This window comes from Ideonella alba (assembly GCF_018069845.1).
Lineage (GTDB): Bacteria > Pseudomonadota > Gammaproteobacteria > Burkholderiales > Burkholderiaceae_C > Ideonella > Ideonella alba.
In genome coordinates this window covers 54711-77284 of the sequence record NZ_JAGQDD010000021.1, presented here as the reverse complement: position 1 = coordinate 77284, position 22574 = coordinate 54711, and the positions used below count along the sequence as shown (strand labels likewise).

General features: G+C 71.6%; 22 protein-coding genes. 13 read left to right on the top strand and 9 right to left on the bottom strand.

Annotated features, from left to right (window positions below):
* Positions 1–12 precede the first annotated feature (12 nt).
* From KAK03_RS20910 to KAK03_RS20875, 8 genes are all read right to left on the bottom strand, one after another.
* Positions 13–615 (bottom strand): Maf family protein, encoded by a 603-nt coding sequence (locus tag KAK03_RS20910; RefSeq protein WP_210856640.1) that lies wholly within the window; start codon positions 613–615, stop codon positions 13–15.
* Positions 615–1082 carry a 23S rRNA (pseudouridine(1915)-N(3))-methyltransferase RlmH gene (gene rlmH, locus KAK03_RS20905; RefSeq protein ID WP_210856639.1) on the bottom strand — a complete coding sequence of 156 codons (468 nt, stop codon included), beginning with the start codon at positions 1080–1082 and terminating at the stop codon, positions 615–617. Before rlmH ends, KAK03_RS20910 begins: the two co-directional genes overlap by 1 nt.
* Before the next feature lie 9 nt (positions 1083–1091).
* Positions 1092–1820 (bottom strand): ribosome silencing factor, encoded by a 729-nt coding sequence (rsfS, locus tag KAK03_RS20900; RefSeq protein WP_210856638.1) that lies wholly within the window; start codon positions 1818–1820, stop codon positions 1092–1094.
* 16 nt (positions 1821–1836) lie between these two features.
* Positions 1837–2418, bottom strand: a complete 582-nt coding sequence (nadD, locus tag KAK03_RS20895) for a nicotinate (nicotinamide) nucleotide adenylyltransferase (RefSeq protein WP_310738688.1) — start codon at positions 2416–2418, stop codon at positions 1837–1839.
* Between the two features lie 86 nt (positions 2419–2504).
* Positions 2505–3422 carry an oxygen-dependent coproporphyrinogen oxidase gene (gene hemF, locus KAK03_RS20890; RefSeq protein WP_210856636.1) on the bottom strand — a complete coding sequence of 306 codons (918 nt, stop codon included), beginning with the start codon at positions 3420–3422 and terminating at the stop codon, positions 2505–2507.
* A gap of 20 nt (positions 3423–3442) precedes the next feature.
* Positions 3443–4057 carry a 1-acyl-sn-glycerol-3-phosphate acyltransferase gene (locus KAK03_RS20885; protein WP_247661317.1) on the bottom strand — a complete coding sequence of 205 codons (615 nt, stop codon included), beginning with the start codon at positions 4055–4057 and terminating at the stop codon, positions 3443–3445.
* 133 nt (positions 4058–4190) lie between these two features.
* The gene (gene purD / locus KAK03_RS20880) at positions 4191–5480 is read right to left on the bottom strand and encodes a phosphoribosylamine--glycine ligase (protein ID WP_210856635.1); all 1290 of its coding nucleotides are present in this window, start codon (positions 5478–5480) and stop codon (positions 4191–4193) included.
* 113 nt (positions 5481–5593) lie between these two features.
* Complete coding sequence (locus tag KAK03_RS20875; protein ID WP_210856634.1) at positions 5594–6313, bottom strand: YebC/PmpR family DNA-binding transcriptional regulator; 720 nt, start codon at positions 6311–6313, stop codon at positions 5594–5596.
* 104 nt (positions 6314–6417) lie between these two features.
* On the opposite strand from KAK03_RS20875, the gene KAK03_RS20870 reads away from it, so the two are divergent.
* From KAK03_RS20870 to KAK03_RS20810, 13 genes are all read left to right on the top strand, one after another.
* Entirely contained in the window at positions 6418–8397 is a 1980-nt protein-coding gene (locus tag KAK03_RS20870; protein ID WP_210856633.1) for an alpha/beta fold hydrolase, read from the top strand.
* An 80-nt stretch (positions 8398–8477) separates the two neighbouring features.
* The gene (locus KAK03_RS20865; RefSeq protein ID WP_210856632.1) at positions 8478–10034 is read left to right on the top strand and encodes a helicase HerA-like domain-containing protein; all 1557 of its coding nucleotides are present in this window, start codon (positions 8478–8480) and stop codon (positions 10032–10034) included.
* Positions 10035–10169: 135 nt separating this feature from the next.
* Positions 10170–10709 carry a hypothetical protein gene (locus KAK03_RS20860; protein ID WP_210856631.1) on the top strand — a complete coding sequence of 180 codons (540 nt, stop codon included), beginning with the start codon at positions 10170–10172 and terminating at the stop codon, positions 10707–10709.
* Positions 10709–11407: an ABC transporter ATP-binding protein gene (locus KAK03_RS20855; protein WP_210856630.1), complete on the top strand. Its 699-nt coding sequence runs from the start codon at positions 10709–10711 to the stop codon at positions 11405–11407. The genes KAK03_RS20860 and KAK03_RS20855 overlap by 1 nt, the downstream gene beginning before the upstream one ends.
* Positions 11404–12612, top strand: a complete 1209-nt coding sequence (locus tag KAK03_RS20850; protein WP_210856629.1) for an ABC transporter permease — start codon at positions 11404–11406, stop codon at positions 12610–12612. The genes KAK03_RS20855 and KAK03_RS20850 overlap by 4 nt, the downstream gene beginning before the upstream one ends.
* Before the next feature lie 13 nt (positions 12613–12625).
* Positions 12626–13408 (top strand): outer membrane lipoprotein-sorting protein, encoded by a 783-nt coding sequence (locus KAK03_RS20845; protein ID WP_210856628.1) that lies wholly within the window; start codon positions 12626–12628, stop codon positions 13406–13408.
* Between the two features lie 4 nt (positions 13409–13412).
* Positions 13413–14675, top strand: coding sequence for a hypothetical protein (locus tag KAK03_RS20840; protein WP_210856627.1), 1263 nt, complete (start codon positions 13413–13415; stop codon positions 14673–14675).
* Positions 14676–14824: 149 nt separating this feature from the next.
* On the top strand, positions 14825–15244 hold the full coding sequence (locus KAK03_RS20835; RefSeq protein WP_210856626.1) for a DUF2306 domain-containing protein: 420 nt from the start codon (positions 14825–14827) through the stop codon (positions 15242–15244).
* A 19-nt stretch (positions 15245–15263) separates the two neighbouring features.
* A complete protein-coding gene (locus KAK03_RS20830; protein WP_210856625.1) occupies positions 15264–16376 on the top strand; it encodes a sensor histidine kinase in 1113 nt (370 codons plus the stop codon).
* Complete coding sequence (locus tag KAK03_RS20825) at positions 16373–17212, top strand: LytR/AlgR family response regulator transcription factor (RefSeq protein ID WP_210856624.1); 840 nt, start codon at positions 16373–16375, stop codon at positions 17210–17212. Before KAK03_RS20830 ends, KAK03_RS20825 begins: the two co-directional genes overlap by 4 nt.
* Before the next feature lie 87 nt (positions 17213–17299).
* Complete coding sequence (locus tag KAK03_RS20820) at positions 17300–19093, top strand: glutamine--tRNA ligase/YqeY domain fusion protein (RefSeq protein ID WP_210856623.1); 1794 nt, start codon at positions 17300–17302, stop codon at positions 19091–19093.
* Between the two features lie 57 nt (positions 19094–19150).
* Positions 19151–20257 carry an acyltransferase family protein gene (locus KAK03_RS20815; protein ID WP_210856622.1) on the top strand — a complete coding sequence of 369 codons (1107 nt, stop codon included), beginning with the start codon at positions 19151–19153 and terminating at the stop codon, positions 20255–20257.
* Between the two features lie 77 nt (positions 20258–20334).
* A complete protein-coding gene (locus KAK03_RS20810; RefSeq protein ID WP_210856621.1) occupies positions 20335–21108 on the top strand; it encodes a DUF2189 domain-containing protein in 774 nt (257 codons plus the stop codon).
* Positions 21109–21156: 48 nt separating this feature from the next.
* On the opposite strand, the gene argG is transcribed toward KAK03_RS20810, so the two are convergent.
* Positions 21157–22497 (bottom strand): argininosuccinate synthase, encoded by a 1341-nt coding sequence (gene argG, locus KAK03_RS20805; protein ID WP_210856620.1) that lies wholly within the window; start codon positions 22495–22497, stop codon positions 21157–21159.
* Positions 22498–22574 lie beyond the last annotated feature (77 nt).

The following is a 22574-nucleotide window of genomic DNA, read 5'->3' as shown; positions in this document are numbered from 1 at the left end:
GCACCCCGATCCTCAGAAGCGCACGCGGGCCTGTCGCAGCAACTGGGTGGTCTCGTACAGGGGCAAACCCATGATACCGGAGTAGCTGCCGCGGATCGTGGGGATCCACCCGCCCAGCGAGCTCTGGATCGCGTAGGCGCCCGCCTTGCCGAAGGGCTCGCCGCTGGCCACGTAGGCCTCGATCACCGCCTCGGGCAGTTCAGCAAAGCGCACGCTGGAATCACTGAGCGCGAACCGCGTGCGGCGACCGTCCCACACAGCCACCGCGGTCAGCACATGGTGCAGACGGCCGGACAGCGCGCGCAGCGTGGCCGCCGCCTCGGCGGCGTCGGCGGGTTTGCCCAGGATGCGCTGGCCCAGTGCCACCGTGGTGTCCGAGCACAGGATGGGCGCCGGTGCCAGGCCACGGGCGATCAGGCGGGCGCGCGCGGCCTTCAGCTTGGCGCGGGTCGCGCGCTCGACGTAGTCGCGCGGCGCCTCGCCGGCGCGCGTGGCCTCCAGTGCTTCGGCGTCCTCGTCGGGGCCGGGCAGCAGCAGCTCGTGGCGCACGCCCAGCTGGTCCAGCAACTGGCGTCGGCGCGGGCTCTGCGAGGCCAGGTAGACGAGCTCGTGCATCACTCGCGGTGGTAAGGGTGGCCGTTGCGCAGCGACCAGGCGCGGTAAAGCGCCTCGGCCAGGATGATGCGCACGAAGGCGTGGGGCAGGGTCAGGTCCGACAGGCGCAGGCTCTCGTCGGCCGTGGCCTTCAGCGCGGGGTCCAGCCCGTCGGGCCCGCCGATGAAGAAGGCCACGTCGCGGCCGTCGCCCAGCCAGAACTCCAGGCGCCTGGCCAGATCCACCGTGGTCAGCCGCGCCCCGCGCTCGTCCAGCAACACGCGCCGGGCGCCCTTGGGGATGGCCTCGTCCAGGCGCTTCGCCTCGGCCGCCATCAGTTGCTCGGCCGACTTGCCGCCGCGCGGCTCGGCCTTCACCGCCTTCAGCTCCAGCCGCAGGTCGGGCGGGAAGCGCTTGGCGAAATCCTCATAGGCCGCGTCGGCCCAGGCCGGCTGGCGCTGGCCGACCGCGGCGATCACCAGCTTCATCGCCGGGGATCAGCGGCCGGTCTTCTTCGGGGCGGCCTTCCTGGCCGCCGTTTTCTTGGCAGCCGGCTTGACCACGACCAGCTTCATCGGGGTCTTGGCCGTCGCGCTCTTGCGGGCCGGCGCCTTGGCCACGGTGCCGCTGGTGCTGCGGGTGGCGGCCTTCTTCGGCGCCGCCTTCTTCGGGGCGGCCTTGGCCGAGGCCAGGCCGCCGCTGGTCACCTTGCGGGCCGGTGCCGGCTTGGCCGCCTTTGCCGCTTTAGCGGGCTTGGCGGGCTTCTCCAGCGCGGCCTGGCCAGCGGCCGAGCGCGCAGTGGCGCTGGCCTTCTTGACCGGCGCCTTCTTCTTGACCGGGGCATCGCTGCCTTCGGAGGCCTTGACCAGACCGGTCTTGGCGTCGCCCAGCTTCATCTTCACCGGCTTGCCGCCCCAGATCTCTTCCAGGCGGTAGTAGTCGCGGATCGCCGGCTGCATGATGTGGCAGACCGCCGCCCCGCAGTCGACGATGATCCACTCGCCGTTGTCCTCGCCCTCGCAGCGCGGCACGTCGAAGCCGGCGGCCTTGACCGATTCACGCACACTGCTGGACAGCGCCTTCGTCTGGCGGTTGCTGGTGCCCGAGGCGATGATCACCCGCTCGAACAGGGGCGAGAGGTGCTCGGTGTTGAAGACCAGGATGTCCTGGGCCTTCACGTCCTCGAGGCCATCGACGATGGCGCGTTGCAGTTTGCGGATGTCCATGCGGGGGCCGGGCGGTTCAGGCCCGGTAGAGGCGGTGTTGGTCAATATAGCGCGCCACGTCGGGGCCGACCAGCGGGGTGATGTCCTCGCCGGCGCGAACCCGTTGGCGGATGTGGGTGGCGCTGATCGGGTGCTCGGGCAGCGGCAGCACCACCAGCCGGTGGTTGCCGGCATGCCAATCGGCCGGCGGCTGCGGCGGCTGACCATCGCGGGCGGCGACGGCGAACTGCACCCAGGCCCGCCATTGTGCCGCATCGCGCCAGGTATCGATGCGGGCGTACTGGTCCTGGCCAATGACCAGCATCAGTTCGGCGCCCGGCTGCTCGGCGCGCAGCTCGGTCAGGGTGTCCACGGTGTAGCTGGGCCCGGCGCGGTGCAGCTCGCGCGCGTCGACGATGAAGCCGGGCCCTTCGGCGACCAGCAGCCGCACCATGGCCAGCCGGTGCTCGGCCGGAGCCAGCTCGCCGGCCGGCTTCTGCCACGGCATGCCGGCCGGCAACCAGCGCAGCTCGTCCAGCGCCAGCGTATCGCGCGCCATGCGTGCCAGGGCCAGATGCGCCAGGTGCGGCGGGTTGAAGCTGCCGCCGAAAATGCCCACCCTCCGGCGGGCCGGACCTACCGGCGACTCCCCGTGGACGTGCGGGCCGGCTCGGGAGCGGCCCGACGCTGGGCCCGCGCCATCGCTCATCCGGCCTCGCCAGCCCAGTCACGGGCGCGGAGGAAATCGGTGTAGAGCTTTGCCTCCGGCGTGCCCGCCTCGGGCGCCCAGCTGTAGCGCCAGTTCACCACCGGCGGCATCGACATCAGGATCGCCTCGGTGCGGCCGCCCGACTGCAGGCCGAACAGCGTCCCGCGGTCGAAGACCAGGTTGAACTCGACATAGCGGCCGCGGCGGTAGGCCTGGAAGTCGCGTTCGCGCTCGCCATAGGGGGTATCGCGGCGCTTCTCGACAATGGGCACATAGGCGGCCAGGAAGGCATCGCCCACCGCCCGCGTCATCGCGAAGCTCTGCTCGAAGCCCAGCTCGTTGAAGTCGTCGTAGAAGATGCCGCCCACGCCGCGCGGCTCGTTGCGGTGCTTCAGGAAGAAGTACTCGTCACACCAGGCCTTGAAGCGCTCGTGCATGCCGGCCCAGGGCGACAGCGCCTGGCGACAGACGCGGTGGAAATGCACCGCGTCCTCTTCCACGCCGTAGTAGGGTGTCAGGTCCATGCCGCCGCCGAACCACACCACCGGCTCGCGCCCTTCGGGCATCGCGGCAAAGCAGCGCACGTTCATGTGCACCGTGGGCACGTGCGGGTTGCGGGGGTGGAAGACCAGCGACACGCCCATGGCCTCGAAGGGCGCGCCGGCCAGCTCGGGGCGGTGCGCGGTGGCCGAGGGCGGCAGGGTCCTGCCCTTGACGTGGCTGAAGTTGCAGCCGCCGCGCTCGAGCACGCCGCCGTTCTCGATCAGGCGGGTGACGCCGTCGCCGGTCAGCCGGCCGCCGGGCTCGCGGGTCCAGGCATCGGTCAGGAAGGACTGGCCGTCAAAGGCCTCGGCACCGGCGACGATGCGCCGCTGCAGGTCCAGGAAGTAGCTGCGCAAGGCCTGGGTGTCCATGGTCGTGTCTCCGTTGAATCTCACTTGAGCCGCACCGGGCTGGCCAGCTCGGGCCGGGCGCCGTGGGCATGTTCACGGTAATACTCGGCGAGCACCGCCATGTCGGCATGGCGGTCGCCGCTGAGCATCACGAAACGGTCAAAGCCGACACGCTTGCGCCGGTAGTCGAAGAGGATCAGGCCGATCGGCACGCCCGCCTCGAAAGCCACCGGGTAGAAGCCGCTCTTCCAGTGATCCACCAGGCTGCGCGTGCCCTCCGGAGCCAGTGCCAGCCAGAGGAACTCGTCGGCCTCGCGGGCGGCCTGGAAACGTTCGGTCATCGCTGAGGCAATGCCCCGTGCTCCACTGCGATCGACCGGAATGCCGCCAATCCAGCGGAACCAGCGTCCCAGCAGGGGGATGCGAAACAGGCTGTCCTTGCCCCAGAACTTCGCCGGGATACCGATCGCCCACTTCGCCAGCACGCCAATGACGAAATCCCAGTTGGAGGTGTGCGGGTAGGCAATCAGCACACCCTGGCGCGCCGGCAGGCCCTCCCAGACCAGCGTCCAACCCATCGCCTTGAGCACCCACAGCGCCAGGCGCGAGCCCCGCAACTGTACCGACCGCTCAGTGAGCCAAACCAGACTGCTCATGCGCATCCTTCACCAGGGCTCCCATCAAGCTGCATGCGCGGATCCGGCTCCGCCGGTCCGCGGTATGAGCCCCAGGAAACATGAAGGGTTTCTTCCGAAACCCTGGGGCAGCGACTGGCAAGGAGCGTGGGGGTCAACGTTTGATCGCGCGGTGTCCAATGTCGGTGCGCCACTGGGCGCCATCGAAGCTGATCGGCGCCAGCGCCTCGTAGGCGCGCTGCTGCGCGGCCTTGGTCGAGTCGCCCAGCGCGGTCACGCACAGCACGCGGCCGCCGGTGGTACGTACCTGGCCATCGACCCACTCGGTGCCGGCGTGGAAGACCACCGCGTCATCGGTGCCGGCGGCGTCGGCCGGCAGACCGGTGATCACGTCGCCCTTGCGCGGCGTGCCGGGGTAGTTGTGTGCGGCCATCACCACGCCCAGGGCCACCCGGCGGTCCCAGTCCAGCTCGACCTGGTCCAGACGGCCGTCGGTGGCGGCCAGCAGCACGTCGACCAGGTCGGACTTCAGCCGCATCATGATCGGCTGGGTCTCGGGGTCGCCCATGCGGGTGTTGAACTCCAGCGTCTTGGGCCGGCCCTCGGCGTCGATCATCAGGCCGGCATAGAGGAAGCCGGTGAACGGGATGCCATCCCTGGCCATGCCGTTGATCGTGGGCAGGATGATTTCCTGCATCGCCCGGGCGTGCACATTGGGCGTGACCACCGGCGCAGGCGAGTAGGCGCCCATGCCGCCGGTGTTGGGACCGGTGTCACCGTCGCCGATGCGCTTGTGGTCCTGGCTGGTGGCCAGCGGCAGCACGTTCTTGCCGTCGCACAGGACGATGAAGCTGGCCTCCTCGCCCTGCAGGAACTCCTCGATCACCACGCGCGCGCCACCGGCGTTGTGGACCACGCCCAGCGTGTTGTCCTCCAGCATGAAGCGCACGGCCTCGTGGGCCTCGTCCAGCGTCATGGCCACCACCACGCCCTTGCCGGCGGCCAGGCCGTCGGCCTTGACCACGATGGGCGCGCCGATGCGGTCGATGTAGGCATGGGCCTCGGCCGGGTCGGTGAAGCTGCCGTAGGCGGCGGTGGGAATGCCGTGGCGCTGCATGAAGGCCTTGGCAAAGGCCTTGGAGCTCTCCAGCTGCGCCGCCGCCTTGGTGGGGCCGAAGATGCGCAGGCCACGGGCACGAAAGACGTCCACCACACCCTGCGACAAGGGCGCCTCGGGGCCGACCACGGTCAGCCCCACCTTCTGGGCCTCTGCGAAATCGGCCAGCGCCACTGGATCGGCGAGGGCGATGTTGGTGAGGCGCTTGTCCAGCGCGGTGCCGCCATTGCCAGGCGCCACGAAGACGCGCTGCACCTTCTCGCTCTGCGCCAGCTTCCAGGCCAGCGCGTGCTCTCGCCCGCCGCCGCCAATGACCAATACGTTCATTCCTTACTCCTGGCCGCGATGCGACCCGTTCAGCCGCAGGCGCGGATCCGGCGCCGCCGGTCCGCCGCATGAACCCCCACGGGGGGCAGCGACCGGCAGGGCGCGTGGGGGTCTCACATCTCAGCGTTGTGGAAGACGTCCTGCACGTCGTCCAGGTCCTCGATCACGTCGAGCAGCTTCTGCATCCGCTCGGCGTCGTCGCCGCTCAGCGCGATGGTGTTCTCGGCACGCATCGTCACTTCGGCGATCTCGGGCTTCAGGCCGGCGGCCTCCAGCGCGTTCTTCACCGACTCGAAGTCGGCCGGCGCGGTCAGCACCTCGATCGCGCCGTCGTCGTCGGTGATCACGTCCTCGGCACCGGCGTCCAGCGCCACCTCCATCACCTTGTCCTCGGACGTGCCGGGGGCGAAGACCAGCTGGCCGCAGTGCTTGAACTGGAAGGACACCGAGCCTTCGGTGCCCAGGTTGCCGCCGTGCTTGCTGAAGGCGTGGCGCACCTCGGCCACGGTGCGCACCCGGTTGTCGGTCATGCAGTCGACGATGATGGCCGCGCCGCCGATGCCGTAGCCCTCGTAGCGGATCTCCTCGTAGTTGACGCCCTCGAGGTTGCCGGTGGCCTTGTCGATGTTGCGCTTGACCGTGTCGGCCGGCAGGTTCACCGCCTTGGCCTTGTCGATCGCCAGGCGCAGCCGCGGGTTGGCCGACGGATCGCCGCCGCCGGTGCGGGCGGCCACCATGATTTCACGGATGACCCGGGTCCAGGCCTTGCCCCGCTTCTCGTCCTGGCGACCCTTGCGGTGTTGGATGTTGGCCCACTTGGAATGCCCAGCCATGCCTGAATGCTCCCGGCCCGAAGGCCTGTATGCTGTGTCGGTTGTTGTGGATATCGAATCCGCGATTTTATGTCGCCGGCCCGCGCCGGCCGGAGAGACGCGCGATGGGGGTCCCGAAGCACCTGCGCTGGCTGCTTGGTCTGTCGATCGCCGCGGCGGCCATGGGCGGTGCCGTCGCCGCGCCGGACGAGCGCGCGGATGCGTTGCGGCTCGGCCAGCTGACGCTGCACCGCTGCCCCAACGCCGACGACTACTGCGGTGCGCTGCGTCGCCCGCTGGACCCCGAGGGCCGCGTCCCCGGCGAGATCGACATCCGCTTCCACTACCTGCGCCGTGAACGCGCCGACCGACCGGCGGCGGGCTGGCTGGTGGCCATCGAGGGCGGCCCGGGCTACCCCTCCAGCGGCACCCGCTACACCTACCGGCGCATGTTCGGCCCCTTGCTGCGCGAGCGCGACCTGCTGACCGTGGATGCCCGCGGCACGGGCGACAGCGCCGCGATCCATTGCCCACCGCTGCAACAGGCGCCCGAGATGACGGCGCGCGATGTCGCACGCTGCGGCCGACAGCTCGGCGCGAGCGCGCCGCTGTATTCCACCGTGCAGGCCGCCGACGACCTGGCGGCGGTGCTGGCGGCGCTGGAGGCCCCGCCGGTGGACCTGTACGGCGACTCCTACGGCACCTGGTCGGCCCAGGTCTTCGCCTACCGCCACCCCGGCTGGCTGCGCTCACTGGTGCTCGACAGCGCCTACCCGGTGCCGATGACCGGAGGCGAAACCCCCTGGTACCCGTTCTTCGCGCCCACCGTGCGCCAGGCCTTCGACAAGGTCTGCCAGCGCTCGGCCCCCTGCGCCAGCCTGCCCGGCACCGCCCTGGAGCGGCTGCAGCCGGTGATTGACGCACTGCGCGCCGAACCCTTCGACGCCCGGGCCCAGGATGCCTCGGGCCGCTGGTGGCGCTTCAGGGCCGATGCCTCGCTGCTGGCCACGGTGATGTTCGTCGGCGCGCCGGCCTACGCGGTGGCGCGGGAGCTGGACGCCGCCGGCCGCGCCTTCCTGCAGGGCGACCGGCTGCCGCTGCTGCGCCTGATGGCCGAGACCCTGGCCTACAAGGACCCGCGTGATGCCCGGCGCGACCCGCGCTACTACAGCGTCGGCCTGTACGCCGCGGTCACCTGCCAGGACTACGCCCAGGTCTACGACATGCGGCTGCCACCCGCGCAGCGCCGCCGCCAGCGCGACGCGGCGGTGGCCGAACAGCAAAGCCTGCACCCCGACCTGTACGCCCCCTTCACGATCGACGAGTTCCGCGGCATGCCGCTTGACTACAGCCTGATCGACGCCTGCGTCGACTGGCCGGCGCCCGATCCCGCCCATCCCCCCGGGCCGCCCGTGCCGCCGCAGCCGGACATGCCGGCCATCCCGGTGCTGGTGCTCAGCGGCGAGCTGGACGCCATCACCACCCCACCCGAGGGGGCGATCGCCGCCAGCCTGTTCCCGGCCGGCCGCCAGGTGGTGGTGGCCAACAGCTTCCACCTGGTGGCCTCGCCCCCGCAGCGCGACGACTGTGGCCGGCAGCTGCTGCACCGCTTCCTTCTGACCGGCTCGCCGGGCGACACCGGCTGCGCCGAGCGCGTGGCACCGATCCGCACGCCACCGGCCTTCGCCCGCCGGCTGGCCGACGTCGCGCCCGCCCAGCCGCTGCCCGGCCACGCGGGCCGCCTGCAGGACCTGCAGCTGGCCGCGGCGGTGGCCCACACGCTGGCAGATGCCGCAGCCCGGGTGGAAAGCGCCGGGCCGCACAGCGTCGGGCTGCGCGGCGGCACGATCGCGATCGATCACCAGGGCCAGGGCTACCGCCTGCGGCTGCGCGGGGTGCGCTGGACCGAGGACGTCGCGGTCGACGGCGTGCTTGACTGGCCGCAGGCCGCCGGTCTGGCCACCGCCCAGGTGCAGGTCCAGGGTCCAGGCGCTGTGCGCGGACACCTGCGCGTGAGCTGGCCCGAGCAGCAGCCCGGGGCGCTGGCGCGGGTGCAGGGCGAGTTGGACGGACGCCACGTGGATGCGCAGCTGACCGCACCCTGAACCCTGTACGGGGAGCGGACTTCGCGCAGCGCGGTCGAGCCGCTAGACTGGGGCGGTCGCTCCTACCCACGCTATTCACCATGGCCGAACCCATCCTGGTCGCCCGGCACGGCGCCACCGAATGCTTCCTGCTGCCCGCCCTGGCCAACCGCCACGGCCTGATCACCGGCGCCACCGGCACCGGCAAGACGATCACGCTGCAGAACCTGGCCGAGAACTTCTCGAAGATCGGCGTGCCGGTCTTCATGGCCGACGTCAAGGGCGACCTGACCGGCATCACCCAGGCCGGCAGCGTGTCCGACAAGCTGGCGGCGGTTCTGAAGGAACGCGGACTGGATGCGCCCACGCCGCTGGCCTGCCCGGCCACGCTGTGGGACGTCTTCGGCGAGCTGGGCCACCCGGTGCGCGCCACCGTCTCCGACCTGGGCCCGCTGCTGCTGGGCCGGATGCTGGCGCTCAACGAGACGCAGTCGGGCGTGCTGAACCTGGTCTTCAAGATCGCCGACGACAACGGCATGGCCCTGCTGGACCTGAAGGACCTGCGGGCGATGCTGCAGTACGTGGGCGACAACGCCAGCCAGTTCCAGACCGAGTACGGCAACGTCAGCCCGGCCAGCATTGGCGCCATCCAGCGCGGCCTGCTGCAGGTCGAGGAACAGGGCGGCGACCAGTTCTTTGGCGAGCCGATGCTGGACATCGCCGACTTCATGCAGACCGTCGATGGCCAGGGCGTGGTCAACATCCTGTCGGCCGACAAGCTGATGAACGCGCCGCGGCTGTACGCCACCTTCCTGCTGTGGATGCTGTCCGAGCTGTTCGAGAACCTGCCCGAGGTGGGCGACCTCGAGAAACCCAAGCTGGTGTTCTTCTTCGACGAGGCCCACCTGCTGTTCAAGGACGCGCCGGCGGCGCTGGTCGAGCGCATCGAGCTGGTGGTGCGCCTGGTGCGCTCCAAGGGGGTGGGCGTGTATTTCGTCACCCAGAACCCGCTGGACATTCCCGACACCGTGCTGGGCCAGTTGGGCAACCGGGTGCAGCACGCGCTGCGCGCCTTCACGCCACGCGACCAGAAGGCCGTCAAGAGCGCCGCCGAGACCATGCGCGCCAACCCCGGCCTGGACATCGCCACCGCGATCACCGAGCTGGGTGTGGGCGAGGCGCTGGTCAGCTTCCTCGATGCCAAGGGCCGCCCCAGCGTGACCGAGCGCGTCTATGTGCTGCCGCCGGGCAGCCAGATCGGCCCGATCAGCGCCGAGCAGCGCGCCCGGCTGCGCCAGACCTCGCTGGTGGCCGGCGTCTACGAGAAGCAGGTCGACCGCGAATCGGCCTATGAGAAGCTCAAGGGCCGCGCCGCCGCCACCGCCGGCAACGCCGAGTCGATGGCCGCCGAGGCCACCCGCGCCGCCAAGGGCGGCATGGCCGACGCCGCCCAGGGCGCCGCGCAGGAAGCTGGCGGCGGCCTGCTGGGCGGGCTGTCCGACCTGCTGTTCGGCGCCACCGGCCCGCGCGGCGGCCGCCACGACGGCCTGGCCCAGATGGCCGCCAAGTCCGCGGTGCGCACCGTGGGGTCTGCGGTGGGCCGCGAGATCGTCCGCGGCGTGCTGGGCGGCCTGCTGGGCGGCTCCCGCCGCCGCTGATCGGCCCCCCGGGCGCCGCCACTGGCGCTCGCCCGGCCGCACTTCGCGCCGGCGGGTCACCGTTCGTCGCAGCCGCGTGGCCGCCCTCCGGGGCGATGGGAACACTGCCTCCCATCGACCACCCCGGAGGACGCCATGCCCCACCATCCCCTCACCCGCCGCCAATGGCTGGCCGCCGCGGCCCTGCTCGCCGCCAGCCTGGGCGCCAGCGCCCAGGCCGCTGACAGCTTCGCCAGCGCCCAGCAGACCTTTGCCCGCGCCCAGCAGGGCGACACCGCCGCGGTGGACGCCGCGGCCGCCCAGTTCGCCCGGCTGTCGGCCGCGGCGCCGGCCGACCCGGTGCTGCTGGCCTACGCCGGTGCCAGCGAGGCGATGCGCGCCACCACCACCTGGATGCCCTGGCGCAAGATGCGCCACGCCGAGGACGGCCTGGCGCGCCTGGACAAGGCGCTGAGCCTGGCCACCGGCGCCGGCAGCGCGCCAGGCCCCTCGGGCGTGGCCGCGGTGCTGGAGACGCGCTTCGTCGCCGCCAGCACCTTCCTGGCCCTGCCCTCGATGTTCAACCGCCAGGAGCGCGGTCGGGCCCTGCTGGCCCAGGTGCAGACCGACCCGCTGTTCGCCAGCGCGCCGGCCGGTTTCCGCCAGTCGGTGCAGCAGCGCGCCGGAGCCCAGTGATGAACCCGCCTGTGCTGAGTGCGCGCGGTCTGCACAAGACCTACCGCCTGGGCGCCCACGTGGTGCCGGCGCTTCAGGGGGTGGATCTGGCGGTGCTGCCCGGCGAGATGCTGGCGCTGACCGGGCCGTCCGGCAGCGGCAAGAGCACCATCCTGAACCTGGCCGGCCTGATCGACCGCGCCGACCAGGGCGAGATCCGCCTGGGCGGCCAGGATGTCAGCCGGCTCGACGAGCGCGCCGCCACGCTGGTGCGCCGCGAACACCTGGGCTTCATCTTCCAGGGCTTCAACCTGGTGCCGGTGATGACGGTGGCCGACAACGTCGACTACCCGCTGTTCCTGGCCGGCTTGCCCGACGGCGAGCGCCGCCAGCGCGTCGCCGAGGCGCTGGACAGCGTGGGCCTGGCCGAGCACGCCGCGCACCGGCCCGACGCGCTGTCGGGCGGCCAGCGCCAGCGGGTGGCCATCGCCCGCGCGCTGGTCAAGCGCCCCCGCCTGGTGATCGCCGACGAACCGACCGCGAGCCTGGATTCCCACACCGCCGACCAGGTGCTGGCGCTGATGCGCGAGCGCTGCCGCGCCGAAGGCGCCGCCTGCCTGATCGCCACCCACGATGCCCGCGTCGTCCACCGCTGCGACCGCGTGATCGCGCTGCAGGACGGCCGCATCGTCGCCCACGCCCCGGAGGATTTCCAATGAAGTGGCTCAGCTACGCCTGGCGCAACACGCTGCGCAACCGCCGCCGCTCGGCGGTGACGGTCACCATTGCGGCGATGGGCACGGCGGCGATCCTGATGGCCGGCGGCTTCGCGCTGTCCACCTACCAGGCCCTGGCCGAGTCCTCGGCCCGCAGCAGCGGCCACCTGGTCATCGGCCAGCCGGCGCAGTTCGAGCGCGACGAGGACATCCCGCTGCAACACGGCCTGGACGACTGGCCGCGCCTGCAGAAGCAGCTGCTGGCCGACCCCGCGGTGCGCCAGGTGCTGCCACGGGTCGAGTTCAGCGGCCTGGTCAGCAACGGCGAGAAATCGACCGTGATGCTGGCGGTGGGCATCGCGCCCGACGCCGAGTTCGCGATCAAGGGCCCCTTCCTGACGGTCACTGCCGGCCAGGTGCTCAGCGATGCCGACCGCGCCAGCGTGATGCTGGGCGAGGCCCTGGCCCGCAGCCTGAAGGCCACGCCCGGCAGCTCATTGACGCTGCTGGCCAGCACCACCGAGGGCGCGCTGAACGCCATGGACGTGACGGTCAAGGGTGTCTTCTCGACCGGCGTGCCCGACATCGACAAGCGTCTGGTTTACACCGACGTGTCCACCGCACAGCGCCTGCTGGTCAGCCAGCGCATCTCCAGCGCCGGGGTGTTCCTGGACCGCATGGACGCCACCGCGCCCGCCCAGGCACGCTGGCAGGCCGCGCTGCCGGGCCTGGCGGTGCGCACCTGGGTCGACCAGGCGCCGTTCTACCGCAGCGTCAAGGACCTCTACAACCGCATCTTCGGCGCGCTGGGGCTGATCATCGGCGTGATCGTCGTCTTCGTGGTGACCAATGCGATGGCCATGGCCATCGTCGAGCGCACCCGCGAGATCGGCACGCTGCGCGCGATGGGCACGCTGCCCGGCCAGCTGATCGGCAGCTTCGCGCTGGAAGGCCTGGTGCTGGGCGGTGCGGGCACGGCGCTGGGCGCGCTGATCGCCGGTGGGGTCAGCCTGCTGCTGGTGCTGGTGCCGGTGCAGATGCCGCCGCCGCCGGGCCGCTCGGTGGGCTACCCGCTGCTGGTCTCGCCCGACCCGCTGCTCTATGCGCTGACGATCGGTGCGGTGCTGGCCCTGGCCGTCATCGCCGCCGCCCTGGTCGCCCGCCGCACCGTGCACCTGAGCGTGGTCGACGCGCTCGCCCATGTCTGAACCGGAGATGACGATGAACCCCAAGACCCTGGCCTGGCTGGCCGCCGGCACCCTGGTGAAGATCGGCCTGCTGGCCGGCCTGGCCTGGCACAGTGCCCCGCGCGCTGCCGAACCCGAGGTGCCGGCGCTGCTGCAGGCCGCCGACCGCTTCCGCACCGGCGCCGACCGCCTGCAGGTCGAATCCCTGGTCACCACCACCCGCGCCGATGGCTCGGCCGACAAGGAACGCCGCTACACCGTCTTCGTGCAGGACCAGCACCGCTCGCTGGTGCTGATGCGCTCGCCCGCCGAAGCCGGGCAGAAGGTGCTGATGCTGGGCGACGACTTCTGGCTGCTGATGCCCGGCAGCCAGCGCGCGATGCGCATCACGCCCTCGCAGAAGCTGCTGGGCGATGCCTCCACCGGCGACATCGCCACCCTGTCCTGGGCCGAGGACTACGAGGGCCGGCTGCTGGGCGAGGAGCGCTGCGACGTGGAGGGCACGCCCCGCGCCTGCCTGCACCTGTCGCTGCAGGCGCGGCGCAAGAGCGTCAGCTACCAGCGCATCGAGCTGTGGCTGGGCAAGACCCGCCATGAGCCGATCCAGGCCGAGCTCTACGTGCAGTCGGACAAGCTGGCCAAGCGGGCCCGCTTCGTGATGGACAAGGCCGGTGCCCTGGTCAGCGAGATGCTGCTGCAGGACGAGCTGGGCAGCCGCGCGCAGACCCGCGTGCAGTACCTGTCGCGCCAGCCCAGGGCGGTGCCCGAGAACTGGCTGAATCCGATGTTCCTGGCCCGCAACCCCAGCCTGGAGTGAGCGCGTGAACCTGCCCCGCTGCACCCTGCTGCTGGCCCTGGCGGCCGGTGGCGTCCACGCGGCCGATGGCCCCGCCTGGCGCGGCGAGCTGCGCCTGTCAGGCTGGGACACCCCGGTCAATGCCCGCGGCCCCCTGGCCGACGCCAACCGCCTGGCCCCCGGCACCGCCGGCGTGTCCACCGCGCAGGCGCTGGCCGAGCTGGAAGCGCGCGCCGAGGGCGCCGGCTGGGTGGCCGAGGTCTGGCTGGCCTCGGTGGCCCAGCCTGGCGGCCGCAGCCACGCCGAGGCCCGCTTCAACGAACTGGCGCTGAACGGCGCCCTGGGCGACTGGCAGTGGACCCTGGGCCGACAGCGTGTGGCCTGGGACGTGGGCTACGGCTTCCGGCCCAACGACCTGGTCGGCCAGGAGGCCCGCCGCACGCTGCTGTCCAGCGCCACCGAGGGCCGGCCGGCCCTGCAGCTCGAACGCTTCTGGGGCGCCGACACCGCGCTGAGCCTGGTCTGGGCCAACCCGCAGCATGCCGGCGGCGGCCAGCGCGATGCGACCGGGGCCGACGAATCCGCGCTGGCGCTGCGCGGCTACCAGCGCCTGGGCGCGCTCGACGCCTACGCCTTCGGCCGCTGGGGACGCCACACCGGCGCCAGCCTGGGTGCGGCGCTGGCCTGGGTGGCCGACGACGCGCTGGAGCTGCATGCCTCGTGGCGCCTGCTGCAGCGCAGCGACGGCTGGCGCATCGACGCCGCCGCGGCAGACCGCCCGCTGCCCGCCAACCCCTGGCAGGTCGGGCCACAGGCCGGCAGCAGCCAGTGGCTGCTGGGGCTCAGTTGGACCGGCAGCGCGCAGCAGAGCCTGCTGGTCGAAACCTGGCACGACGGCACGGCTCCCGCCGATGCGGCCTGGGACGCCTGGCAGCGGCGCAACCAGGCGTTGGCAGCCTTCGCGACCACGCCCGGTCTGCCCGAGGGCCTGCAACAGGCGGCGGCCGGCAACCTCGGCTGGCAGGCCAGCCCGCTGTCCGGCGCCGGTCCGCGCCGGCAGCAGCTGTTCGTGCGTGCGGCCTGGCAACCCACGCCGTGGACGCTGAGCCTGGACAGCCTGTACCACCCCGCCGACCACGGCCGCACGCTGACCGCCGCCGCGCAGTGGCAGGGCGACCGCTGGCGCCTGGAAGCGGCCTGGCGCGTGATCGGCGGGCCGTCGTCAGCGCTGCTGGCGCAACTGCCGCAGCGCCAGCAGCTGGTGCTGGCGGCCCGCGTGGCGCTCTGAGCACCCGCGGCGGGCCCGCGCAGCCCGCCACTGGCGCCGTCCAAGCGGGGTTTCGCGGCGCCGGCACGCCATTGGTCGCATCGGCGCGGACCGACTGAGGCCGGGGCGCGACGATGCCGCCATCGACACCCCACCCACCGGAGTCCGCCATGCACCTCGCCACCCCTCTCAGCCTGAGCCCCGCGGTCCAGGTCCATCTGCTGTTCGCCGCCGTCGCCCTGGTGCTCGGGCCGCTGGCCCTGCGCAGCCGCAAGGGCACGCCGATGCACCGCGGCCTGGGCTATGCCTGGGTGGTCTGCATGCTGGCCGCTGCCGCCTCCAGCCTGTTCATCCGCGACTTCCAGCGCCTGAACCTGGGCGGCTACACGCCGATCCACCTGCTGGCGCTGCTGACCTTCGCCGGCGTGGGCAGCGGGGTCTGGCTGGCGGTGCGCGGCCGCATCGCCGCCCACCGCCACACCATGTGGCGCGTCTACCTGGGCGCCTGCGTCGGCGCCGGCGTGTTCACGCTGCTGCCGGGCCGCTACCTGGGCGACCTGGTGTGGCACCATGCACTGGGTCTGGCCTGAGCGGCTGGGACCTCTGACCGTGACCCCGCTGCCCATGACACTGCGCTACACCGATTTCCAGCTCAGCCTGGGCCACTCGCTGCGGGCCACCCAGGGCATCTGCCTGGTGGTCGCGGCGGTCCTGGCGCTGCTGGGCATGCCATGGTGGGTGGCGGTGGTCTACTCGCTGTGCATCGGCAACCTGACCTCGCTGCTGGTGCACCTGGGCCGCTGGGGCCTGGCCTGGTGGCAGGTGCGCCGCAGTGGCACCCCGGCGACCGAGGCGCAGCGCCACGGCTGGCCCGGCTGGGGCCTGATGACGGTGGTGATCGTGCTGGCGGTGGGCCTGGCCTACCCACTGGGCTCGTGGATCGCCGGCCTGCTCACCGGCATCCACAGCGATGGCAGCCATCAGCACGAGTGGCGCACCTGGCTGGGCCTGTTCGCGATCTCGCTGGTGCCGGCCGCGGTGGGCACCTTCTACTTCCGCTCGCGTGCCCACATCGCCGCCACCGAGGCCGCGCTGGCCCAGGTCAGCCGGCAGGCCGCCGAGACCGAGCTGAAGATGCTGCAAAGCCAGCTGGAGCCGCACATGCTGTTCAACACGCTGGCCAACCTGCGTGCGCTGATCGGCATCGATCCGGCCCGCGCCCAGACCATGCTGGACCACATGATCGCCTGGCTGCGTTCCACGCTCAGCGCCAGCCGGCGCAGCGCACACCCGCTGGCTGACGAGTTCCGCCACCTGTCGGACTACCTGGCGCTGATGCGCATCCGCATGGGCGAGCGCCTGAGCGTGGAGATCGACCTGCCCGCCGACCTGGCGGATGCGCTGGTGCCGCCGCTGCTGATGCAGCCGCTGGTGGAAAACGCGATCCGCCACGGCCTGGAGCCGCTGCGCGGCCCGGCCCGCCTGGCCTTGACCGCGCGCCGCGACGGCGCATCGCTGCTGCTGAGCGTGCGCGACAACGGCCTGGGACTGGGTGCCGCGCGCGACACCGCCGGCACCGGCTTCGGCCTGACCCAGGTGCGCGAGCGCCTGGCCACGCTGTACGGCGAGGCCGCCGCGCTGTCGATCGCCGACGCCGCAGGCGGTGGCACCGAAGCCTCGGTGCGCCTGCCTCTCACCCGTCCTGAACATCCGACCCCATGAGCACCCCGCTGCGCCAACCCGCCACCGCCCTGATCGCCGAGGACGAGCCGCTGCTGGCCCAGGCCCTGCAGGCCGACCTGGCCGCGGTCTGGCCCGAGCTGAAGGTCATCGCCCATGCGGTGGATGGCGAGCAGGCGATCGACGATGCGCTGTCCTGGCGCCCCGAGCTGATCTTCATGGACATCCGCATGCCGGGCCGCAGCGGTCTGGAAGCGGCCCAGGCGATCATCGAAGACTGGCCGGCCGAGATCCCGCTGCCGCTGCTGGTCTTCGTCACCGCCTACGACCAGTACGCGCTGCAGGCCTTCGAGCTGGCCGCGGCCGACTATCTGCTCAAGCCGGCGCCGCGCGAGCGCCTGGCCCAGACCTGCGAGCGCCTGCGCGAGCGCCTGGCCCAGCGCGAGCATGCCCCGGCCGAGGCGCGCGGCGCCGACGACCAGTTGCTCGACCGCCTGCGCCTGCTGCTGGGCACCGCCCCCGCGCTGGCCGGTGCCCTGCCCACGGCCGACCAGCCGCTGACGGTGATCCAGGCCTCCTCGGGGTCCACCGTGCATCTGGTGCCAATCGAGGATGTCATCTACTTCGAAGCCGCCGACAAGTATGTGCGCGTGCTCACCGCCGAGCGCGAGCACCTGATCCGCAGCTCGCTGCGCGAATTGCTGCCGCAGCTGGACCCGGCCCGCTTCTGGCAGGTGCACCGCGGGCTGGTGGTGCAGGCGCGCGAGATCGACCACGCGCTGCGCGACGAATCGGGCAAGGTGCAGCTGGTGCTGCGCCGCCGCCCCGAGCGGCTGGCCGTCAGCCGGCTCTACGCCGCCCGCTTCAAAGGCATGTGAGCCCCGGGCTTACCCGAGGGGGTGCTGGCTACAATCGAGGACATCGGTGGCGCCGTCGGCGCCCCACCACTCCCCCCCGCCCCTGGCATGAGCGACAAAGCCCCCGCGGCCGGCACCGAGCCGGTCAAGCCCAGCAATTTCCTGCGCGGCATCATCGAGCGTGACCTCGAGGCCGGCACCTACGACGGCCGCCCCTTCGGTGGCGGCCCCGGCGATGCCGCCCACCACGCCGCCGGCCAGCCCGACCCGGCGCGCGTGCGCCTGCGCTTCCCGCCCGAGCCCAACGGCTACCTGCACGTGGGTCATGCCAAGAGCATCTGCCTGAACTTCGGCCTGGCGCGCGACTACGGCGGCGTCTGCCACCTGCGCTACGACGACACCAACCCCGAGAAGGAGGAGCAGGAGTACGTCGACGCGATCGCCGAGATGGTGCAGTGGCTGGGCTGGGACTGGAACGCCCATGGCGTGAGCCACCAGTTCTACGCCAGCGACTACTTCGACTTCATGTACCGCGCGGCCGAGCACCTGATCGAGCGTGGTCTGGCCTATGTCGACGAGCAGACGCCCGAGCAGATGCGCGCCAACCGCGGCGACTTCACCACGCCCGGCACCGACAGCCCCTTCCGCAGCCGCACGCCCGAGCAGAACCTGGCGCGCTTTCGGGAGATGCGCGACGGCCTGCACGCCGACGGCGCGATGGTGCTGCGCGCGAAGATCGACATGGCCTCGCCCAACATCAACCTGCGCGACCCGGCCATCTACCGCATCCGCCGCGCCACCCACCACAACACCGGCGACAAGTGGTGCATCTACCCGATGTACACCTACGCCCACCCGATCGAGGACGCGCTGGAGCGCATCACGCACTCGATCTGCACGCTGGAGTTCGAGGACCAGCGCCCCTTCTATGACTGGCTGCTGGAGCGCCTGGCCGAAGGTGGCCTGCTGGCCCACCCGCTGCCCAAACAGTACGAGTTCGGCCGCCTGAACCTGAGCTACGTGATCACCAGCAAGCGCAAGCTCAAGCAACTGGTCGACGAGCAGCATGTCAGCGGCTGGGACGACCCGCGCATGCCCACGCTGGCCGGCATGCGCCGGCGCGGCTACACGCCCGCCAGCATCCGCAAGATGGCCGATGACTCGGGCGCCAGCAAGACCAACATCTGGCTGGACTACTCGGTGCTGGACATCGCGCTGCGTGCCGACCTGGAAGACCAGGCGAAGCGGGCGATGGCGGTGATCGACCCGGTCCAGCTCAAGCTGACCAACTACGCCGAGGTCTTCGGCAGCCAGGACCACCGCGAGCCCTGCGGCGCCCCCTTCCATCCGCACCACCCCGAGTGGGGCCAGCGCGCCTTCAGCCTGGGGCCCGAGCTGTGGATCGAGCGCGAGGACTTCGCCGAGGTGCCGCCCAAGGGCTACTTCCGCCTGTTCCCGGGCAACAAGGTGCGCCTGAAGTACGGCGTGATCATCGAGTGCACCGGCTGCGAGAAGGATGCCGACGGCACCCTCACCGCAGTCACCGCCACCGTGATCCCCGACACCAAGAGCGGCACGCCCGGCGCCGACAGCGTCAAGGTCAAGGGCACGATCACCTGGGTGGGCGCCCATGAGGCCGTGGCCTGCGAGATGCGCCTGTTCGACCGCCTGTTCACCGAGCCGCAGCCCGACGCCGGCGGCCGCGATTTCCTGACCGTGCTCAACCCGAAGAGCAAGCAGGTGGTGCGCTCCTACCTGGAGCCGGCACTGGCCGCCGCGCAGCCCGACGACAAGTTCCAGTTCGAGCGCCACGGCTACTTCGTCGCCGACCGGCTGGACCACCGCGCCGATGCGCCGGTGTTCAACCGCATCACCGGCCTCAAAGACGGCTGGACCAAGTAAACCGGCGCCTCGCGCGCCCCGCCGCCAGCCTGCCAGGCCGGCGGCCCGCTCATTGTCATGACTGCCACCCGACGCCCTGCGCTGCCGCTGCCCGACTGGCTGCGCGCCATCGCCTCCCAGCTGATCATCGCCCACCATCTGGCCTGGTACGGCCCGCTGGCGCTCAGCGCCACCTCGCTGTGGCCCGGGCTGTTCAGTGGCCTGCAAACCTACGGCCGGCTGGCGGTGCAGGTGTTCCTGGTGGTGGCAGGCTACCTGGCCGCACGCGGGCTGGCGCCCAGCCCCTTTGCCCGCAGCGGTCCGGCCCCTGGCGACTGGGCCGCTCTGGTGTGGCAGCGCTACTGGCGGCTGGCCAGGCCCTATGGCGTGGCGCTGCTGGCGGCGCTGGCCGCGGCCGCGGTCGCTCGCCAGTTCGGCAGCGATCCGGACACCCCCGCCGCGCCCAGCGCGCCGGAACTGCTGGCCAACCTGCTGTTCCTGCAGGACCTGCTGGGCGTGCCGGCGTTGAGCGCGGGTTTCTGGTACGTGGCGATCGACCTGCAGCTGTTCGCGCTGTTCGCCGCGCTGGTGGCGCTGCGCCGCATCGGGCGCGCGGGCTCGACGCTGAACCGCGTGATGCGGGTGGCCAGCGTGCTGGGCTGCGTGGGCCTGATGCTGGCCTCGATGCTGTGGCTGAACCTGGACAGCCGCCTGGACGCCTGGGCGCCCTACTTCTTCGCCGCCTACGGTCTGGGCGTGGCCGCCTGCTGGATCCACGCCCAGCCGCGCCGCACCGGCCTGCTGCTGGCGCTGGCGGCCCTGGTGGCGGCCGCCCTGGTGCTGGACTGGCGTGAGCGCCTGGCCGTGGCGGGCCTGACCGCGCTGCTGCTGGCCTGGCAGCCCGCGGGCGAGCGCCTGGCGCGCCACGCGCTGCATCCGCTGATGCGCTGGCTGGCCCGCGTGTCCTATGGCAGTTTCCTGCTGCACTACCCGCTGCTGCTGCTGGTGGGCACGGCGGTCGACATCGCCTGGCCGGAACAGGCCGGGCCCGCCGCGCTGGGCCTGGTGCTGACCTGGGCCCTGAGCCTGGCCGCCGGCTGGGCCGTGCACCGCTGGGTGGAACTGCCCCATGCCGCGCCCAGGCCGCGCCAGCCGCTGCCCAGCCGCAGCTTCGCCAATCCCTGAGCGCCGTGCGCTAGGGTCTGTCCGCGTGGACGGCTCATCGGCCGCCCGCGTACCCTCGCCGGCACGAGGAGGATGGTATGCCCATCGACGACACCGCGGCGACCGACACGCCGGCCAGCCCGATCCAGCTGGCGCCGCTGGGCTTCGGCGACCCGCTGACCTGGCTGGCCCTGGGCTGGCGGGACTTCCGGCGGGCACCGGCCATCGGCCTGTTCTTCGGCGCCTGCTTCATGGCCATGGGCTGGATGCTGCTGAAGGTCTTCCAGCACCAACCCGCCTACACGCTGGCGCTGTCGGCCGGCTTCCTGCTGATGGGGCCCTTCATGTGCCTGGGCCTGTACCACGTCAGCCGTGAGCTGGACGCCGGCCGCAGGCCCACGCTGGCCGGTGCCCTCACCGCCTGGCGCACCCGCACCTCGACGCTGGCGATCTTCGGTTTCGTGCTGCTGGTGCTGGAGATGCTGTGGGGCCGCGCCAGCCTGGTGATCTTCGCGGTCAGCTTCGATGGCATCCCCGATTTCAAGGGCTCGCTGCTGGCGCTGCTGGACCCCGAGAACCTGGGCTTCATCATCACCTACGTCGTGGTCGGCGCGGTGTTTGCCGGCCTGATCTACTGCGTCAGCGTGATCAGCATCCCGATGATCCTGGACCGACCCGTGGACGCGATCACCGCCGGCCTGACCAGCTTCCGCCTGGTGCTCACGCAGACCGGCGTGATGATCTGGTGGGGCGCGCTGATCACCGGCCTGGTGACCCTGGCGCTGCTGCCCGGCTTCGCGGGGCTGCTGCTGGTGGGGCCGGTGGTCGGCCACGGCACCTGGCACGCCTACCGGGCGGCGGTGCAGGCCTGAACGACACGGGCCCGCCAAAGCGGGCCCGTGCGCAGGGATTGAGCGGACTCAGACGGCCGGCTTGTCGCCGGTCAGCAGGGGTATCAGGCCGTCCTGGCTGGAGCCCAGCAGGCCAGCCCCCGAGTAGATGCCCAGCTTGTGGCGGGTGTCCTGGATGTCCAGGTTGCGCATCGTCAGCTGGCCGATGCGGTCGGCCGGCGTGAACGCGCCCTCCACCTTCTCCATCGACAGCCGCTCGGGCGCGTAGGTCAGGTTGGGGCTCTCGGTGTTGAGGATGGTGTAGTCGTTGCCGCGGCGCAGCTCCAGCGTCACCTCGCCGGTGATCGCCGAGGCCACCCAGCGCTGCGCGGTCTCGCGCAGCATCATGCACTGCGGGTCGAACCAGCGGCCCTGGTAGAGCAGGCGGCCGAGCTTGCGGCCGTTCATCCGGTACTGCTCGATCGTGTCCTCGTTGTGGATGCCGGTGACCAGGCGCTCGTAGGCGATGTGCAGCAGCGCCATGCCCGGGGCCTCGTAGATGCCGCGGCTCTTGGCCTCGATGATGCGGTTCTCGATCTGGTCGCACATGCCCAGGCCGTGGCGGCCGCCGATCTCATTGGCCTTGTAGAACAGGCTCAGCAGGTCGGGGAAGGTCTGGCCGTTCAGGGCCACCGGCACGCCCTGCTCGAAGCGCACCGACACCGTCTCGCGCTTGACCTCGACGTCGTCGCGCCAGAAGGCGACACCCATGATGGGCTTGACGATGCTGATGCCGGCGTTCAGGTACTCCAGGTCCTTGGCCTCATGCGTGGCGCCCAGCAGGTTGGAGTCGGTCGAGTAGGCCTTCTCGACGCTCATCTTGTAGTCGAAGCCGTTGGCGATGAGGTACTCGCTCATCTCCTTGCGGCCGCCCAGCTCGTCGATGAAGGTCTGGTCCAGCCAGGGCTTGTAGATCTTCAACGACGGGTTGGCCAGCAGGCCGTAGCGGTAGAAGCGCTCGATGTCGTTGCCCTTGTAGGTGCTGCCGTCGCCCCAGATGTTGACGCCATCGTCGCGCATCGCCACCACCAGCGCGGTGCCGGTGACCGCGCGGCCCAGCGGCGTGGTGTTGAAGTAGGTGGCGCCGCCGGTGGAGATGTGGAAGGCGCTGCACTGGATCGCCGCAATGCCCTCGGCCACCAGTTGATGGCGGCAGTCGATCAGGCGGGCGATGTCGGCGCCGTAGGCCTTGGCCTTGCGCGGGATCTCCTCGTAATCGGACTCGTCAGGCTGGCCCAGGTTGGCGGTGTAGGCGCAGGGCACCGCGCCCTTGGCGCGCATCCAGTGCACGGCCGCCGAGGTGTCAAGGCCGCCGGAGAAGGCGATGCCGACGCGCTCGCCGACGGGCAGTTGCTGGAGGATGTTGGACATGGCGTGTTCGGGTGGGGGAAATCTGGCAACCCTCGATTTTACCGCCCGGGCTGTGGCGCTCCGCGGCTGCAGTGTGC